Source organism: Massilia sp. CT11-137, assembly GCF_047302885.1.
In the GTDB taxonomy this organism is placed as follows: Bacteria; Pseudomonadota; Gammaproteobacteria; order Burkholderiales; family Burkholderiaceae_D; genus Telluria; species Telluria orientalis.
The window spans coordinates 1295725-1313144 of sequence record NZ_JBKYMP010000001.1 but is presented as its reverse complement, the minus strand read 5'-3'; the positions used below and the strand labels follow the sequence as shown (position 1 = coordinate 1313144).

Annotated in this window: 15 protein-coding genes; 8 read left to right on the top strand and 7 right to left on the bottom strand. The window is 57.8% G+C overall.

All coding sequences use genetic code 11. The features are described 5' to 3' along the window. Positions 1 to 14 precede the first annotated feature (14 nt). Both ACEN98_RS05970 and ACEN98_RS05965 read left to right on the top strand, forming a co-directional pair. Positions 15 to 545 (top strand): hypothetical protein, encoded by a 531-nt coding sequence (locus ACEN98_RS05970; RefSeq protein WP_413382488.1) that lies wholly within the window; start codon positions 15 to 17, stop codon positions 543 to 545. 2 nt (positions 546 to 547) lie between these two features. Beyond that, the gene (locus ACEN98_RS05965; RefSeq protein WP_413382485.1) at positions 548 to 1612 is read left to right on the top strand and encodes a hypothetical protein; all 1065 of its coding nucleotides are present in this window, start codon (positions 548 to 550) and stop codon (positions 1610 to 1612) included. A gap of 234 nt (positions 1613 to 1846) precedes the next feature. Here ACEN98_RS05965 and ACEN98_RS05960 read toward each other — a convergent pair whose 3' ends face one another. Then, entirely contained in the window at positions 1847 to 2050 is a 204-nt protein-coding gene (locus tag ACEN98_RS05960; protein ID WP_413382482.1) for a helix-turn-helix domain-containing protein, read from the bottom strand. A 135-nt stretch (positions 2051 to 2185) separates the two neighbouring features. Between ACEN98_RS05960 and ACEN98_RS05955 the strand changes: the two genes are divergently transcribed. Continuing rightward, complete coding sequence (locus ACEN98_RS05955; RefSeq protein ID WP_413382480.1) at positions 2186 to 2515, top strand: hypothetical protein; 330 nt, start codon at positions 2186 to 2188, stop codon at positions 2513 to 2515. Between the two features lie 410 nt (positions 2516 to 2925). Beyond that, a complete protein-coding gene (locus tag ACEN98_RS05950) occupies positions 2926 to 4587 on the top strand; it encodes a hypothetical protein (protein ID WP_413382477.1) in 1662 nt (553 codons plus the stop codon). Between the two features lie 168 nt (positions 4588 to 4755). On the opposite strand, the gene ACEN98_RS05945 is transcribed toward ACEN98_RS05950, so the two are convergent. After that, positions 4756 to 5298 carry a hypothetical protein gene (locus tag ACEN98_RS05945; protein ID WP_413382474.1) on the bottom strand — a complete coding sequence of 181 codons (543 nt, stop codon included), beginning with the start codon at positions 5296 to 5298 and terminating at the stop codon, positions 4756 to 4758. A gap of 17 nt (positions 5299 to 5315) precedes the next feature. Continuing rightward, entirely contained in the window at positions 5316 to 6515 is a 1200-nt protein-coding gene (locus ACEN98_RS05940; RefSeq protein WP_413382472.1) for a hypothetical protein, read from the bottom strand. 10 nt (positions 6516 to 6525) lie between these two features. Here ACEN98_RS05940 and istA point away from each other — a divergent pair, with 10 nt between their 5' ends. Further along, the gene (gene istA, locus ACEN98_RS05935; RefSeq protein ID WP_413385955.1) at positions 6526 to 7584 is read left to right on the top strand and encodes an IS21 family transposase; all 1059 of its coding nucleotides are present in this window, start codon (positions 6526 to 6528) and stop codon (positions 7582 to 7584) included. Next, complete coding sequence (istB, locus tag ACEN98_RS05930) at positions 7581 to 8366, top strand: IS21-like element helper ATPase IstB (RefSeq protein WP_413382469.1); 786 nt, start codon at positions 7581 to 7583, stop codon at positions 8364 to 8366. Before istA ends, istB begins: the two co-directional genes overlap by 4 nt. A gap of 71 nt (positions 8367 to 8437) precedes the next feature. Here the strand turns inward: istB and ACEN98_RS05925 are convergent, their stop codons facing one another. After that, positions 8438 to 8590 carry a hypothetical protein gene (locus ACEN98_RS05925; protein ID WP_413382466.1) on the bottom strand — a complete coding sequence of 51 codons (153 nt, stop codon included), beginning with the start codon at positions 8588 to 8590 and terminating at the stop codon, positions 8438 to 8440. Between the two features lie 923 nt (positions 8591 to 9513). Here ACEN98_RS05925 and ACEN98_RS05920 point away from each other — a divergent pair. Then, the gene (locus ACEN98_RS05920) at positions 9514 to 10521 is read left to right on the top strand and encodes a hypothetical protein (protein WP_413382463.1); all 1008 of its coding nucleotides are present in this window, start codon (positions 9514 to 9516) and stop codon (positions 10519 to 10521) included. A 14-nt stretch (positions 10522 to 10535) separates the two neighbouring features. Further along, positions 10536 to 10979, top strand: coding sequence for a hypothetical protein (locus ACEN98_RS05915; protein WP_413382460.1), 444 nt, complete (start codon positions 10536 to 10538; stop codon positions 10977 to 10979). Positions 10980 to 11848: 869 nt separating this feature from the next. Here the strand turns inward: ACEN98_RS05915 and ACEN98_RS05910 are convergent. The 3 genes from ACEN98_RS05910 to ACEN98_RS05900 are packed head-to-tail and all read right to left on the bottom strand — an operon-like array spanning position 11849 to position 17420. Further along, a complete protein-coding gene (locus ACEN98_RS05910) occupies positions 11849 to 12571 on the bottom strand; it encodes a hypothetical protein (RefSeq protein WP_413382456.1) in 723 nt (240 codons plus the stop codon). Further along, complete coding sequence (pglZ, locus tag ACEN98_RS05905; RefSeq protein WP_413382453.1) at positions 12568 to 14595, bottom strand: BREX-3 system phosphatase PglZ; 2028 nt, start codon at positions 14593 to 14595, stop codon at positions 12568 to 12570. The genes ACEN98_RS05910 and pglZ overlap by 4 nt, the downstream gene beginning before the upstream one ends. 2 nt (positions 14596 to 14597) lie before the next feature. Next, a complete protein-coding gene (locus ACEN98_RS05900; protein ID WP_413382450.1) occupies positions 14598 to 17420 on the bottom strand; it encodes a DEAD/DEAH box helicase in 2823 nt (940 codons plus the stop codon).

The following is a 17420-nucleotide window of genomic DNA, read 5'->3' as shown; positions in this document are numbered from 1 at the left end:
TCGACGAGGAAGATATGTCCCTTACCCCAGACGAATTACGCCAGCTTGCGGTCACGTTCCCGCGAGCACACGCTGCTCAGATCAACGCGAAAGCCGCAAAGTATGGCCTTTCCCGCGAGGATGTTAGGCAGGAGCTCAGCCTCATCTGCATGGAAAAAGGCGCCGAGTTTGACCCATCCAAGGGCCTCCTACCCCAGTTCCTATTCGGCCATTTGGAGAAAAGACTGCGCCGGCAACTGGGTGCCCACACCTTCGCTATTTCACTCGACCGTGTCGACGCTCTCGATGAAAGCACCCGTGCGCTCATCGAGAATCTGAGCGTTCCGGCCGACGACGACAGCGAACCAGCGTGCCCGTCCACTCGTGACCAGCCTGGTGTGGCCAAAATCCTCTCGGTCGCGCAGTTTGCGAGCGGCAAGTCGAGCTCGGACCTTGCTCGTCTTCTCGGAGTCACCTCGCGCCGTATACGACAGATTCTTCAGGAACTGCGAGAAGAACAAGTGACCTCGAAACAATTTGAGCTCTCTCTCGAGGAGGGCCGCTAATCATGGCATGGCGCGACGAGAAATATGCGGACCTGAGTAACGAAGGCAAGAAGGTAGTGGCCGTGCGCTCCGACTGGGCCAGGGAATTAGGACAGCCGACAGCAGCGTGGTTGGCGCAAGCGCTATTTGCACAACGACACGCCGGGGCTGGACGATGGTGGTTTAAGAAGCTATTGGCCGAACGCGATCAGGACAACCGGATGCTCCCTCCTCAAAGCGCAATCGAACAGAGTTTCGAATATGAGACCGGCCTTACCCGATCACAACAAGAGACAGCACGGAAGATTTTGCGAAAACTCGGCATTCTTAGCGAAAGGCGCTGCCGTTGGCAGCGTCGTCTCGAATACATGATCAACCTGGATCGCTTGTGCGAATTTGCAAGAGAATGGGCTCATGCGGAACGCGCTACAGCGCGCACCGGAACGCAAGACTGCGCTGTCTTGGGCGATAAATCCAACGCACAAGAGAGCGAAATTCCGCGCTCTAGTACAGAGAGTATTCAGAATTTTAAAAAAAGCAGCAGAAACATTTCCGAAAAAATTTCGGATTCGCGCTCCCTCAAAAGTTTGAATGCAAGCCATCCAGGGTATCGCTACAGCGCGGTGAACAGAAAAAGACGTACGATCGAACCAGGTGGGGTGCACTGCTGGACTGACGATGATCGTGAGTTAGCAAACTCATTGTTGGAACAACATGGCGAAGAAAAGGTGCGAGGTGCAGTCATGAAGGTCGAGGAATCGTGCGGAGATCCGTATCCATTAAGAGTAAGCAAACTACTGTCCAATCCAAAAGTTTCAACAGCGATTGATCAAGCATCCGAATTTATTCGAAAACACGATATTGACAAGAGCACGAACGAAACCCGCGCGGCCGGTCGCAAAGCCATGCAGATGTTATCGGATAGCGAACGGGAAGCGTTTATACCAATCTATATCGCGCAACTCGGCACAAATCAAAAAACGACCTTCGATCCCTCAACCCGAAGGTTTCTCAATCGAGGCGAGAAGCTGCAGTACGACCGTTGGCTAGAAAAGCGATTAACGCTTGGCCAGCAGCATTGCGCCTAGCACGAACATTGAAATCAATAAGTGCAAAGGCCACCGAACAGTCGGAATGCCCGCCCGCGTGTTCATCGGCGACATGCTGGCACCAAACAAATGAGTCCAAACTTGCTGCGTAGGTTCATAGCTGCACAACTTACGTTGCAACTGCCGTGAACTGTCTATGCACAGGCGGCGCTATCATGTTTAGCCGGTACCGGTGCCCCGTCTCAACATCGGTGGGCCGTCTCGCTGGAGCAACTACACTTTAATATTTCGTTCTATCCACCCCTCTAAATCGGAACGACGATAGCGGACTGCCGCGCCAATCCGCAGGTAAGGAATTCCTACCGAGCTGTTCGAAATACGATCTCGACGGAGAAAGTGAGTGCTCATCGCGAGCAGTTGTGCCGCTTCGCGTTCCGTAAGCAAAAGTCTTTCTTGATCTTCCATTTGATCTTCCATTGGTCTTTTCCAAGATGCCTCAATCTTTATCACGACAAGAGGAAACGACCTCGACTTGCGTCGAGAAGTTCTGCATTTAAGATTGATCTCGTAGTGACCAAGCGTTATTCAACAACACATCAAAGGCGCAATCCAATGAAGACCAAGATGATCTCGAATGAAACCATTTTTACCATGAATTGGGCAGAGCACGACCCACGCTCCGTGAAGGCAAGCCTTAATGGCAAAGGTGACGGCCGGGTGCTGTGGTGGAAAATAAACCAGCGTATTCACCAGCTGGTCAGACCGAAAAAGACGCTGGAAGAGATCACGTTTTCCTTTCACTCGCGCCATCACGCCATCGCGCTCTTCATCTCCGACTTTAGGCTGGAGGTGAACCGCGTAACTGAAATTATTCGTTCTGAAGGATTGGCAGCAGGCATCCGAAAGGCGGCCAGCGTTACCGGCAACCACTCCCATCGCTAGCCCTTAGATATAGGAGAAAAAGGAAATACATAGCGATGCGCTCAAAAAAGAACTACCAAATTAACAGAAAACCCTGACTTAAGACAGGCATCTCAAATTACATTTACATCTCATGATCAAAGAAATCATTGACCGCTTCAAGAAAGTAGCAATCGAAGACTTCCGCGACTTCTTCGCACCATATGTCGCCGTAGTTCGTCTCATCCGTTCCATCACGTCGGCGATAGCCCGCGGCATCAGGTCGCGGTGGAACCGCAATAAGAAGGGCGACCAATAACACGAGCTCGGATGTAGGGCAGGGTTTGAAAACAGCAATCCCTGCCCGGCTTGCTCGACTGCCTCACAAAGTTGCGCGCAGCGCAAGCATGATCTACTGATCTTGAAACTCCCACTTCCTAAAGGACCCATCCTTGAGCTTTGAATTCAACCGGGACGATACGTTCACCAAATACCCAAACCCCTATCGGTTTGAAAACGTTTTTCTGGCCATCGGGGCAGCCGCCGCTCTCGCCGGCGGCATTGCATCCGTCATTCATGCACGAGAATTTTTCATGGTCCACGAGGACAGAGTTGCCTTGATCGTGGTCGCTGTAGCGGTGCTCGTACTGGGTCTTGCCGTCAAACTGCTCATTCAGGCACTTTCTCAAGTGCGCTTCTACCTCGGTCGCAAATTCCCTCTCGGCTTGGCTGGCGAGCTTGCCGTAACCGATAAAGGCATGGGCGAGGGAGCCGACAAGGTCCTGGAAACGCTTCGCCACCGAGCAATCGAATTCCCCGAGCCCAGGGGCGCCCTTGAGAGCCTCCTCTGTTCCCTCGTCAAGGACCTGGTAACGTCGCCGACGGAGGTGCGAGCCGCTGCGGTCCAGCACTTTCGCGCCTTGATCGCAATGGGCGCCCTGCTCGCGTCGTTGCTGGTTTCGTATTTGGTCTTCGCTGGCACCTCGTGTGAGGGCTTTGCGTCCTGGCTGTACCTGCCGATGAGCGGTCTGTCTCTTCTGACACCATTCATGGCCCCCGACCGTTTAAGTCCGAGCGACCGCCACGATACTCCCGTTGCGGAAACTGGAGACAGAGCACTGACGAAGCTGGTTGGCCTGGTCGTGTTCTCAATCATGGCCCCCGTCCTGCTCCCGCGTGTCACGCCTCACGTGTCGATTGCCCCGATGTGGATACCGTCAGCCCTGCTGCTGGGCGGTTCGATGATCAGTTCCGGCCTGTTCTTCGCGGCCACTCTCTGCCATCTCGGCAGCGCACGCAGCACGGACGTGTCATGCGAACAGACGACGATCGCTATGAATTGTCCACCGGGGCAGCTGTGGGCTGCGATCAGCCGTGATTTCCAAAGCGCGTGGGAACGCGCCATTCCGAACCGCGCGTATGCCAACGTGCCACCGGATGTCTCCCGAGGAGAACGCGGTTCATTCAGCGGTCTCATCCTGGAGGAGACGCAGCCGGCCCCAATGAACTCGTCGCAGCTTTCGAGCTGGGCCGAAGCAGTCCACGTGCCCTATGCCCGCATGCTTCTGGTCCTTGGCGCCTGGGGAATAGCGATGGCAGCTTTTTGTGGATGGACTGCGGCCCGAGCTACTGAACAGTTCGCGAAAATGTCAGCCACGGAGATTAGCCGATCCATCTTGGTCATCATGGCGCTTGGAATGGTGGCGGCACTGAGTTTCCGGATCGGGCACCTGCTGTGGTCGCGGATCGAGTTCAGGTCGCGTCTTGTGTGGATCGAGACCTCGGGCGTCTTCCAGACGTCGCGGATCAGCGTCGGCAACCGATTCCGCAGTAATGTTCAGTCAAGCTCAACATTGACGCGGGTGGAAGGCGCGACGCTGCGTGTTTGGGTAGCAGATATTGTCTCAGTCGCGTTTGGACGGGATGGCAAACGGACCGTAATCGCGATGGCGGCCGCAGACGACACGGCCAGGTCAACGGTCAACAGTCTTGTTGCATTCGCAGCGAACCAATGCGTTGTCCCTGCCCTAACGGCAAAGCGAGACCTCGCGCGTGCGTCTTCGATTGGTCGCCTCAGTGCTGCGGCACACGTGGAAACAACCGCTCTCGGATGAAGGGCCCCGTTACTGCGAGTAACGGAGCCGATCACATGGCAGTTTAAATAGGACACGCGGCCGCCCAATTCCTACTGTCACAGGCCAGGGTATGGTTCCGGCCTCATGAAAGCCGGCCTGCGTGTCAAGTCATCAGGCGCTTTAACAGCAGGCCGCATATCCATGTATCTATCCGATTTGTCTGGTCTTATAGAACGAGAGCGACGTCGGATCCCCGCCCAAATAAGACCGATCTGCAACGAGTTCCTCAAGCGATTCTGCATTCGAAACACGTGCCTTGCACTCCGCGATGATCCTCATCCCTTCGAGGATCAGTTCGGGCCAAACCACCGGCATAAAAATTTCGCCCAGCCAAGATCTGAGCGAAGCGATCTGACGCTCACCCTCTGCCCTGAAACAAATAATTGACATAGGGAAAACGATACCGTCATCGTTAGGAGCATATGTGTGATGCCGAATCGGATGGCAATCATACAGCCAATTGAACAGGCGTAAGATGCACTCATGGCTTGAGAGCGCCAAAACCACACCGCGCGCCGCAAACTCAAAATCTGCGCCCCGCAGCCTTTCATTCCCCTTCATTCCTTCATAAATAGATTCATTCAACAGTCCCCCAGGAACAGGATACGAATCCATGCGCACGGCGGGGCATCGTTCTTTAAAATGCTTGAAGGCCGCATGGTCGACAGCCGCTTTTTTATTACAGTCCAATCTATTTCTCCTCTGGTTTACAACGAAAAATCGTTTAGCAGGGCCTCTGCCGAGGCGCGCAAAACGAGCGGAATCTCATGCTCTGGAGTCATCCACTCCACGCCATTGCGGCGAGAGTTCTTTGCCCACAGCATGTGAATTTGTTCTTCAGACGGGGCCAGGCCAAGAGAGGCCACTGCGTTTCGAATTAATTTGCAGTCGCTCATCCGTTCCATGGGAACCGCTGGCAATCCGACGATCTCGAGAAGTCGCAGCGCTTTCTGAATCGTTTCAAGACCATGGTCGTCCGCCACGTCGCGTCCATCAGCCTTGAACGAACCAATGTAGGCAGTGGTCACGGAGGGACGGTTATGTCCCAACGCTTGGGCCACCTTCACCTTCAGGACACCCAGATCCGCACGATCCAGTTGCCCTGCGTCGCCGCCCATCGTGGGCGGCATCATTCCAAGCAAGAGCGCGTGGTTCTCGGCAAACTGCGCGCGCAACCCGTGTCCGGTCACGCCGGCGTCGGCTTTGGTAAAGCCAAACGAGGTCATCAAATTCTCGTAGCGGCGAATGTTCTGTTCCAGGCTGGCCGCCCCGCCTGCCCGGGTGTATTCCCACCCAAGGGGTTTGTTCTTTGGTACACGAGCTTTGACGTAATCCAGGAGCTCGCGCTGGGCGGTCGACGCGATGGGAATGTTTCGCCAACGGCCGCCCTTCCCCATGCCCGGGAAGACCTGCAGGTATTGGCCAAAGTCTTGGACGTGTGGATTGCATTTCAGGACCTCTTCGCGCCGCAGTCCAAAGCCCAGCTCGAGGCGCAACATCAGCCCGAGGCACGGTTCGCGCTCGTCGACTTCGCGAAACTTCGCTACCAGGTCAATGCCGTTCCCGGACCAGGACTTCGTGGCTTGCGCAGCTGAACGTACCTTCAGCAGTTCCGGATCCACGCCCGGCAAATACTTATGGACTGAGCCGACCATGCCGGGCTTGCCGAGCATGGCGCAGAACACGCGCAAGCGCGACAAATCGTTCTGAATGGTTTTGGGTTTCTTGTGCTGGCAATACCACCAATGCTTGACGAGCACTTGGATATGGCGTTCCCCCAGGTTCCTGGGATCTTGAATCTTGTAACCGAGTGTCAGCAGCGGTTGTAAACTGATACAGGCAGCGATTGAAAACTGATACACCGATTTGAGAAGATGGCCGCTTTGCGGAGCGGCCTTGAAACCCAAAGAGGTGTACGTGGAAGTCAAGCTACTGAAGAAGCATGGGTTGAGCCTTCGGCAGATTGCCGCTGAAGTCGGCTGCGCAGTGAACACGGTGCGCCGGCATCTGGCTCTGGAGGCCGTGCCGAAGTACGAGCGCAAGGTCAAGCGCCAGACGAAGCTGGCGCAATTCGAGCGGTATCTGAGGGATCGGCAGCAGGCCGCCCAGCCCGATACGATTCCAGCCACGGTGCTGTACCGTGAGATCGCAGCGCGCGGCTACGAAGGCGGCATGAGCCAGCTGCGCGCCTTCATGCGCACGCTGCGCCCGACGCCGCCGGTAGATCCGGTGGTGCGTTTCGAGACGGCGATGGGCGAGCAGCTGCAGGTGGACTGGGTCGAGTTCCGCAAGGGCAGCGCGCCGCTGTATGCATTTTGCGCCACGCTCGGCTTTAGCCGGGCCAGCTATGTGGAGTTCGTCAGCAACATGAAGGTGGAAACCCTGATCGCTTGCCACGAGCGCGCTTTCGCTGCCTTCGGTGGCGTGACGCGGCGGGTCCTGTACGACAACATGAAGACGGTGGTACTGGAGCGCGACGCTTACGGCGAAGGCGAGCACCGCTTCCATGCCGGCTTCCTGGACTATGCCAGGCATAGCGGCTTTGTGATCAAGCTGTGCCAGCCGTACCGTGCCAAGACCAAGGGCAAGGTCGAACGCTTCAACGGTTATCTGCGCCGTTCGTTCTACGTGCCGCTGGTGAGCCGGCTGGCGCAGAGCGGCCAGAAGCTTGATGTCGTAACGGCCAACGTGGAAGTGGCTCACTGGTTGCAAGAAGTGGCCAATGCACGCATCCACGGCACCACCGGGGAGCCGCCAGCCGCGGCGTTGAAGCGGGAGTCGGAGCACCTGCAGCCACTGCCAGCACCGTGGCGGGCAGACATTGCGGCAGCCCGGCCGCAACCGGCAGTAACGGCGCCTGCGGCACCACGGCCGGCGGCAGTGGTGGAGCGGATCGCGCAACCTTCTCCGGTACAGCATCCGCTGCAGGTCTACGACGCGCTGCTGATGCGGGTATCGGAAGGAGTGGTGGCATGAATCTGCAGCATGAGCGGATCGCGGCGCTGTGCGAGAGCCTGAACCTGCCGTTCGTGGCGCAGGGCTACAGCGCCGCAACCCAGAAGGCAGCCAAGCAGGGAACGGCCTACAGCGACTTCCTGGAAGGCTTGCTGAGGGAGGAAGTAGCTGGACGCAATGTGCGCAAGCAAAGCACGCTGACCCGGCTGGCCGGATTCCCGGCAGTGAAGACGCTGGATGAGTTCAACTACGACTTTGCCAAGGGCGTCAAACGCAGCCAGGTCGAGGAGTTGGCCGGCCTGGGCTTCGTCGAACGGCATGAAAACGTGGTACTGGTCGGCCCCAGCGGCGTGGGCAAGACGCACTTGGCAATGGCCCTCGGTTACAAGGCCACGCAGGCCGGCATCAAGACGCGCTTCACGACGGCAGCCGACCTGTTGCTGGCGTTGACGACGGCGCACACGCAGAACAATCTGAAGGCGGTGATGCACCGCGCGATCAAGGCATATCGGCTCCTGATCATCGACGAGATCGGCTACTTGCCGATGAACCGGGAACAGGCCAATTTGTTCTTCCAGGTGATCGCGGCCATGTACGAGCGCAGCAGCCTGGTCGTGACCAGCAACCTGCCGTTCGGGCAATGGGACACGACCTTCGCGCAGGACACGACGCTGACTGCGGCCCTGCTCGACCGGTTGCTGCACCATGCGCATATCGTGCCGATTGCAGGGGAAAGCTATCGCTTGAAACACCAGCGACAGGCCGGAATGATGAGGGGGAACGACGTTGCAGAACTGGGCTGAACACGGACGGTGTTCGGCGACGGCGGTGTATCAGTTTTAAATCGCTGGCATGACGAAATCTGTATCAGTTTTCAATCGCCGTTGACACCGAGCTCGTGCAGCAACCGTATCGCTGCATACACAACCTCTTTCGTGAGCGTCTGGGTCCGTTCGGACGCCGGCTTGCCGTTGACCCGATAGGGACCGGCCGACTTCATCACGTCGTTCACTTCCTGCTGCCACATATATCCCTCACAAAAATCATCGATACCTCTTATCGCCACAGGCGGAAGCGCGACATGCTGAGCTGGCGGAGGTAAGGCTCCCGTCTTAAATAAACCGGTTTCGCGTCAGTGGGCCTTACTGCCAACCACTGATGCGCCGAACCCTCGCGGTAATCGGTCTCTCTTCCGAAGAAGAGAACTGAACGTTGAAGCGGTTTCTCGCTGCGCATTCCCGGAGCAAGTCCGGGCCTTGAGGATGCGCGCCTCTTTTTGTGGAGAGACCAGTGGAGCTGGCGTGATGTTCATAGGTGCCGTGCCAGAAAGCACATGCGGCCTAAGGGGTAACTAACCCGATCACGATGGTTGCAGTTGCGATGTGGAAGAAGCGCGCTCGGGAGCGAAGAGCGGCTGTGGAGATGGCTGGTGAGGCGGCCGAAGGCGCTAACGGCTCGGCTAGGGAATTCGATCTGTGATCGAGTTTTCCCTGCCATTGCGCTAGAACACTGATGGCGACACGCTTTCAGGATCACTCTGTACCTGTCTGTGTAGTCTCGCGACGAGACTTTAGCCAGGTAAGAGCCGATTTTTTAGATTGGGATGGGTGCCCGCTATCGAGAGCAATAGCGAGACTGTGCCAAAAAGCTGGCTTTGCAAAAGCTGTTCTCTCTCATGGGACAGAACAACTACTAGGAACGGGGCATTGCCGGTGACCGACGCGCAAAGCTTACCACAGGGCAACTAGCATATCAACAGGGGACTTTTGCCGACGAGTCGCCTAACTTCCGCAAGCGCTGATAGGTAGTGACGGCGCAATTTTGAACCTGATTTTCCGACACGGACGAATTTCAGGTTCCGATTGCAGCGCGGTGTCGCAAATCTGAACCTGAGTTGCGCACGCCGACTTCTCCGTTACCTTTGAATTTTTAAACTACCTGGAGTCATCAGTGGAAAACCTCTCGATCGCAATTGACGGCGGCCATTCAATGTTCAAAGTACGCGCAACCTCGCTGGCGTCGCCCGACAAGCGCTTCTCGTTCGAGATCCCGACCGTCGTGATGCCGGCCATCGCGCTGACGAACGAACAAACCCGACAGAAAGCCGAGCTCGAGACTGTCGAGTTGGACGGCCGTCGATACTTCTTCGGCGAGACCGCCCTGCGACAAGGCCGCTCCGAAGTCTATACGGGGCAAAATGCGGACTGGATCGAGAGTCCGCAGCACGACGCACTGGTACTGGGGGCATGGCGGAAGACCATGCAGGCCTTCGGCAATCCTCCCGCCCGGGTTCATCTGGTGATGGGCTTGCCGGCGAAATTCGTTGGACCGCAGCGCGACACGCTTCGCAGCCGCATCGCGGACTTGCTCACGCCGCGGCTCCTGCCAGGCCAAACACTCAGAGTGATGGTCCAGAGCCAAGCGGACGCGCCGCTGCAGTGGCTCTCGATCCAAAGTAACGGTAGCCCGCACCCGCAGCGAGACCTCGACAACGAGGCTTGGGGCGTAATCGAGATCGGGCATTACACGACCGACTTTGCCCTTTCCGATCGGGGAGCAATGATGGAATACGCGGCCGTGTCGTGTGCGGGAATGCACTTGGTCTACGACGGCATGTCCAGCGCACTGGCGCAGGCTAAGCTGCCGACGTCCCTGGACGTGGTAGAAGCAGCGGTGCGTAGCGGCGGCATCAAGCACTTCGGCGAGCGGGTCGATGTTTCCCACCTGCTGCGCCAAGCGAAAGCTGGCTTTGAAGCAGTGGTGATGGATGAGGCCAACCGGGTGTTTGGCCAGAAGGCTGCAGTACTGGACGGGATCATCGTTGGCGGTGGCGGCGCCGAGCTGCTTCTCGACGGGCTGAAACAACGGTACCCCAATGCTGTTTCCACCGACGAGCCGCGGATGATGGTGGCGGAAGGCTTCTGCCGCCTCGGCTTACTGTCCCTACGTCAGTCGTGATGCCGGAAGCGCTCATGGCAGGACAACTGGAAAAGCCGCCAAAAATCGGCACCGAGATCACGGTTCGGATCAGCCTAACTTTTCAGGAGGCGCCGGATGTTCACACGCTGCTGGCGATGACGCCGGTACGCGAACGTGGGAAACTCGTGCGCCTGGCCCTTGAAAGATACATCGCTGAGACAGGGCATCCGGCTGGGGATGTGGAACAGCAGATTGACGCGATCTCGACGTGGCTGAGGTCGCGGACTGCGCACACAGGAACGATCGTGCGCGTCGCCAACCAGCTCGAAGTAGATCGAACCGTCAATGCTGGAGGCACCCTCCAGCATCACGACGTGCCCGCGCCCCTGCTTACGCGTAGTGATCCAGCTCCTGCAGAAATGATTGGTCGGAGTGATTCTGCTTCCGAGGAGGTAGCCGCTTCGTCGTCATCCATTAATCGGTGGCTCCAAGCTTAGGCAAGACAACCTGGTGGTCGACAAATTCCAACACTGGTTGACCACCAGTTAGCTTAGAGCGAATCCACGATGCTACCCCTGCGGGTTTTGTTAGCCGCTCTTAATAGGCTTTTTTGCGCGCCCGGCCCGAATCGCGGCCGGTGCCCGCCACTTGGAATTTGGCCATTTACTTACTCGTACGTCAGCCGTCATCGCCAATGCGCAGGAATCGTCAGTCCGAGCACTCGCGAAATGTTTTCGAGTGCGACGATAATTTCGCGGTGTCGGTTTTTATTATAGGCGCCTCCAGAGTCCCGCTGCGATAAAATACTTTTCAACTCAGGAAGATTATGCAGACCCAAAGCGTAGAGATTTCTCCAGGTCATGTCACCAAACAACTTGTATATGACTTCAGTACCGTCTCGATCACTAGCCAATCGCTTCGGCCCCAATAACTTTGCTAGAGCCTCTTCGGCCTCTTCTTTCGTTTCGAAGGTATATAGATGTTGCAATGGAGCACCAACGGCAAGGTGTTAATTCGATGACCCGGTACGAAGAAACTCCCTCCCGCCGAGCAGATTGTCCAGAATATTGCACGTCGGAACTCTCGGCTGTCAAGAACCGTTGATCGGTTTGGTCGCCTCGGACTAGTTTCACGTTGTCAATCGGAAGTAAGGCTACACAAGGACACGCATACTGGGGGAGGCTCCCAAGTAGCTTAATGGCCGGCCTGTTCTTGAAAAGACATTCGTTGAGCCGGCAATCGTTCGATTGCCGGCATCGACCGAAACGCAGCGCTTCTGGTCTATGTAAAACTTCAAGGTACCCCGCATCGACGAGCCATTTTGCTTACACGCTTGTGCTCCCTGTTCTTGTACGCATGTCGTTTCTCAATAGCTGGCGCGCAATGCAACAAAATGGCTACTCGGCCCTTCCGACCGAAGGCTCAGGTTTGCACTGTTCGATGCCACATAAGCCAAAGGTCGCGTCATGGTAAACGGGAACAGCACAGGTAGCGACTGCAAGCTGGGCACCGCAACAGGTTTTCCGGCGTAGCGCACGGCCGCTTCGATCAGCCATGCCGTGAGTTCGTCGTTGTCGATCGCTGTTGGCGCGAGCCGGATAACCCGTTTGCTCTTCTCGACCCGTTCGACGGCTCCCCAGCTCGCCTGGCTCTGGATAACCATGTTGGTCATGCGCCGAGTGCCTTCGCGCTCTCCGTAAGTCTCGCTCATGCGGCGATGCACTTCGGCAGATGCGCAGTCACCCTGAATAGCGGACAGGCGGCCCACCAACTCGGCGACCTTGCCAAAAAACGGGTACGCTGCCACAGACATGCCCCAGCAAAGCACCGCGACCGGAACATCCGGCTGATCCTTGTGAATGGCCGCGGCGCGATCTGCATAATCAACCAGTTCGGCTCGCGGCTCAAGCCACAGCCGATTGAGTACCGTCCGAGTTTTTTTCTTGGCTTCCGCGCCAAGCTCTGCTGCCTCAAGCAGCGCATTCAGATCATCTAGCCCAGCCACGCCTGCACGAATATTCAATGCCGCAGCCGCCCAATCAAGCTGAATGAACCGATCAAAGCCAATTTTTGGGGCTGATGAATTCATTCGGTATCAATCACATAACTGACTTTCACAAAGGGCACGATCAACTCTTCGATCGACACCCCGCCGTGGACTACCACCTGCTCGCCATCCGGCACAAAGGCGGTTCGTCCACCTGCGAATAAAGGCATAAAGTTCGCGGGTAGTCCAGCGATGTCTAACCTTACGGTGTTGGGATAGGCTGCAGCGGAATCGGCCAGCAACGGTTCGCTCCGATAAACCCGCACGCGCTCGCCCCGCGTCTCCGCAATGACACCTTGGTTGGGCCTGCCGACGCCAATAGACTCCACATTACCGTGGTCCGCCGTGAGATAGATGTGATATCCCTTGTCCAGCAGCAGCGAGAACAGCCGATCCACGAAACCGGTCGCTAACCAGTTCCCGATCCACATCGCTACGTCTTTCTTGGACCGTTCCTTGTGGAGCCGGTCATCCACCTCATCGATGACCAGGCCCACCACTTTCGGGCGGCGGTTGGCCAAGTCTGCTTCAAGCGTGTCAAGTTGATCAATTTGGCGCAGCGCGCGTCGGTACATCACCTCATTCGAGGTGACGCCTTCATTCTGCCAAAACGTTTTCCACAAGGATTCTTCCTTGTCGGTCCGGTCAATGGAGTCATCGAACTCGCGAGGTTTTAGGCCCGAGAACAGCGCCTGGCGCGACACTGATGTGACCGTTGGAAGCCATGCGAATACAGCCCCTTCATCGAAGGAAAAGCGCTTGGTGGTGGAGACAAGTCGGTCGCGGATCTGCACCCACTGATCGAAGGCAAGTCCATCGAACACCAGCAAAGCAACTTTGGTTTCTCCTGCTGATCGGCGATGGCGCAAGAAGCGCGGCACGTGGTGCACCATCACCGGGCCCTTCGTCACCGGCTGTAAAATCAGATCGGCATAATGTTTATCGGCGATCCATGCCTGTAATCGCTCGTCCGACTCGCTCTGCAGCTTCTTGATACGGTCGCTTATCTGTGACGCACTTAAAGGCAGGTAGTAGCTGTCGTTCGTGTTGGCCAAAGCATGCACTCTGGACAATATCTCTCCGTAGCGCTTGGCGAAGTCGCTCCAGTCTTTGTACGACGATGTTGCGGTCGGGATGGCATCGCTCAATCCATTGATACCTTTTAGCACTAACGCCTGCAATGCCGCAGGGTCCTGGACGATACCAGCCTTGACCCAACTTGGCACGTGTTTCGGGACGCTATGCACCGCCAACGGCTGCAACGAGCCATCGAGGAACATAGAGTCGACCAACACCTGCAGATCAGTATGCTCGAACGGAATCTCGATCTTCGTCTCATAGTCCAGTGATGGCGCCTCACCTGCCCGAATACCATCAAGTCCTAGGGTTTCCAGATAGCGATACCACGCCCCTTGCACCACCCGTAGAAGCATACCTTTGGATGCCAGCCATGTAGCAACAGAATAGCTCTTAAACAGCTCTTTGCCTTGGATGATGCTCGCCGCGTGCTGGGCAAACGTTAGTGGCAACGATCGGTTCGCAAAGTGCAATCGGAGCAGCTCACGCCAGAAATCGACCTGTGTCCGGATGGACCTCGGTACAAACTGATAGACGTGTTCAAGAATGAAGTCCTTCGACTCATTCCCGCCGCGCGCTGACTGCAGTTCGGTCTCATGCGCATGAAACAGCCCGGCAAAATGCTCTGGCTCGACTTGCTGTACCGCGCTGTAGGTCAGCTTCGGGAATAGCTCTGCAAGGCTGAGACGTACCACACGACCGTGATGCACGATGTCCCACGGCAAGGCATTCGCGTCGGCACTGCGCAGATGCAGAACCAACGAGGGTGCTGGCCCCGGCTCACCTCGATCCCATGCCGCACGGTATCGCTCCTCGTATTCGGCGCGGAAAGCAAATGGGTCCTCGTACAGCATCAGCTCAAATCCGCGAGCGCGCAGCTCGGTTAGCAGCTTCTCGTCGAGCAACACATCATCAGGGTCGCATGCTACCCACAGCCGGGTGAGATCGGCCGTGAAGTGGCTCAGGATGCGTTCTGTCCACAAACTCATTCCTACTGTCCTCCAGGCACAGCGTCGCCGGAGACCCGAACCATAATCACGGCATTCAAGTCCGGCACGCTGGCTTCCATGTCATCGATGACGGCCATGCGTGCATCGTGTTCCTGCTGCAGTCGCTTGCGCCGGTGCTCACGCACGGTGGGCAGGCCGATTCGCCCGATCGCCTGGCATCTGGCATCAAAGGCGTACACCGCACGTTCGCGTTCTTCCTTCAGCCGGGCGCGGTGTTCGGTCAGCAGTTCGGTGAAGATCCGTTCACCCTGGGTACTGGCAGCGGCATGGGATGCTTCAAACCACTTTACCGACTCCTCTGCACCAGTCACGGCGTGCACATCCACGGCTTCAGTTAGCAGCAGATCCCATACGCGCTTGGCTGTCGGCACAAAGGGGCGCCCCCCCTCGTTGATGAACACGGGCAGAAAGCGCTTCCTGCTCAAGCCATCCGCCACTAGGCTGATCTCCCACAGCGACCAGATGCCGCGTACTGAATCCGGCAGCCCGGTCACGCGGATCACCGGCAGTGGCTGGCCTGCGACAAAGCGTGGCAGCTCACTGATCACAGCCCGGGCGCGTGGGTCTTCCATCGTGACCCACTCGAACTCCGGGTTCTCATCTGCCGTACGGGCGTCAAAACAAGCCTGTGCCGACTCGCTGCCGTCTGCCCACTTCACCCGCCACGCCTTGCCAACCTTGGCTGCTAAGCCGCCGCGCGCTGCCAACCCGCTAGTGATGGCGCGCTCTAGCCAGAACTGCACCGGATGGTCACGCCACCTGCGAGCATCGTCGGCATCCAGTTCATGCTCGGTGGTAAGCAGATCGCTGTTGTTCTTCGACTCCGCCAGCGTGGACCGCAGTTGCGACACCACGGAGTCGCATTCCTGCTCGATCGCATCCGGGTTCTGCAGCCCGTGCACAAACAATTCGTCGAAGATCGGGTCGGCCTCGACTGAGTCCATCACGTCAGCCGCCTTGTCGACGCCAAACTCCTGCGCGATAACCTCGAGCTTGGTCTCTAGCACCTGACGCACACGGTGTTCCACCGTGTCCTCAAGCACGAAGTTGATGGCACGCACCACGTGCTTCTGTCCGATACGGTCTACCCGGCCAATGCGCTGCTCAATTCGCATCGGGTTCCACGGCATATCGAAGTTTACGATGACATGGCAGAACTGCAAGTTCAGACCTTCGCCGCCGGCATCCGTCGAAATCAATACGCGAACATCATTGGAGAACGCTTGTTGTGCCCGCGTGCGCGCTTCTAGGTCCATGCTGCCGTTGAGCGTCGCCACCGAGAAACCCCGGCTTTCCAGGTAATTGGCCAGCATCGCTTGCGTCGGCACGAACTCGGTGAAGATCAGCACCTTCAGCACCGGGTCGCCTTCCTCTTGCTGGAGCTTGTAGATCAGTTCCAGCAGCGCCTCGGCCTTGGCGTCCGTGCCAGCAGCCTCGGTCTCACGCGCCAGCTCCAGCAGCATCTCGACTTCGGATCTCTCCAGCTCCCAGCCACTGGACTGCATGGCGAGATCTACTTGCGACTGGCCATCGAGATCGGCCCACTCGTCCTGGCTGGTGTTCTCGAACAGGCTCGCCTGCAGCTGTGGTGTATCGAGCAGGGCTTGGCGCTTCTCCAGCGTGGCGCGGATAGCTGCCGTACTTGAGGTCACCAGCCGCTGCATCAGGATCATCAGGAAGCCGATGTGGCGCTGCTTGGCCGCCATTGCTTGGTTGTAGCCGTGGCGCACATAGTCGGTCACCGCCTCGTATAGGCGCTGTTGCGAGCCGTGCCGTGCCTGCCACGCCACCGCCTGCAGCCGGGTGACACGGGGCTTGAACAGCGGCTGGCCCTCGGCGTTGATTGATGACCGCTTCTCGGTGCGAATCACGAATGGACGCACCCGGTCGCGGCTGACGCTGCCTTCGTCTGGGAACGCTTCCCGGTCGAGCAACTGCATCAGGCGCATGAACTGGTCGGTCTTACCTTGGTGCGGCGTGGCCGACAACAGCAAGAGATAGGGCGAGGCGTCCGCCAGCGCGGCGCCCAGCTTATAGCGGGCCACCTGCTCGGTGCTGCCACCCATGCGGTGGGCCTCGTCGATGATGACCAGATCCCACGACGCCGAAATCAGGTCCTCGAAGCGCTCGCGGTTGTAGGTGTTCAGTTGCTCAAGGCTCCAGCCGCGCCGACTCTCCATCGGCTTCACTGAGTCCAGCGAGCAGATCACCTGGTCGTGCATGCGCCACAGGTTCTCCTCCTCGCCCGCCCCGCCGCTGCGCCATTGACGGAAGGCTGCCAGCTCGGACGGCTCGATGAACTGGAACTTCTCACCAAAGTGCAGGCGCATTTCGGCCTGCCACTGGCGCACGAGACCCTTGGGCGCCACCACCAAGATGCGCTTCACCCGGCCGCGCAATTTCAGTTCGCGCAGGACCAAGCCGGCCTCGATCGTTTTACCGAGGCCCACCTCATCGGCCAGCAGGTAGCGAATGCGGTCGCGGCTAATGGCGCGGTTCAGTGCATAGAGTTGGTGCGGCAGTGGCACCACGCTAGACTGGATGGGCGCCAGCAGCAGGTTGTCCTCCAACGCATCCAGCAGCTTGGCCGCCGCCGTGGTGTGCAGAATCTGCTCCACGCTTGGGCGCACGCTTTCCAGCGAGGCCAAATCTACCGAGCGAGCGCGCACCACCGCGTCTTTGGCTGGTAGCCACACGCGGTAGGCCACCTCGCCCCACACGTCCTGGCGCTCGATCACCCGGCAGGGCGATGCCTGCCGAGTGAACCAACACCAGCCGCCAATGGTGAACCCGCCGCCGACCAT

Excerpts from the sequence above, each read along its gene's own strand:
- ACEN98_RS05970 (WP_413382488.1), top strand. The coding sequence starts at position 15 with ATGTCCCTTACCCCAGACGAATTACGCCAGCTTGCGGTCACGTTCCCG.
- ACEN98_RS05965 (WP_413382485.1), top strand. The coding sequence starts at position 548 with ATGGCATGGCGCGACGAGAAATATGCGGACCTGAGTAACGAAGGCAAG.
- ACEN98_RS05960 (WP_413382482.1), bottom strand. The coding sequence starts at position 2,050 with ATGGAAGATCAAATGGAAGATCAAGAAAGACTTTTGCTTACGGAACGC.
- ACEN98_RS05955 (WP_413382480.1), top strand. The coding sequence starts at position 2,186 with ATGAAGACCAAGATGATCTCGAATGAAACCATTTTTACCATGAATTGG.
- istB (WP_413382469.1), top strand. The coding sequence starts at position 7,581 with ATGAATCTGCAGCATGAGCGGATCGCGGCGCTGTGCGAGAGCCTGAAC.
- ACEN98_RS05925 (WP_413382466.1), bottom strand. The coding sequence starts at position 8,590 with ATGTGGCAGCAGGAAGTGAACGACGTGATGAAGTCGGCCGGTCCCTAT.
- ACEN98_RS05915 (WP_413382460.1), top strand. The coding sequence starts at position 10,536 with ATGGCAGGACAACTGGAAAAGCCGCCAAAAATCGGCACCGAGATCACG.
- ACEN98_RS05910 (WP_413382456.1), bottom strand. The coding sequence starts at position 12,571 with ATGAATTCATCAGCCCCAAAAATTGGCTTTGATCGGTTCATTCAGCTT.
- pglZ (WP_413382453.1), bottom strand. The coding sequence starts at position 14,595 with ATGAGTTTGTGGACAGAACGCATCCTGAGCCACTTCACGGCCGATCTC.
- ACEN98_RS05900 (WP_413382450.1), bottom strand. The coding sequence starts at position 17,420 with ATGGTCGGCGGCGGGTTCACCATTGGCGGCTGGTGTTGGTTCACTCGG.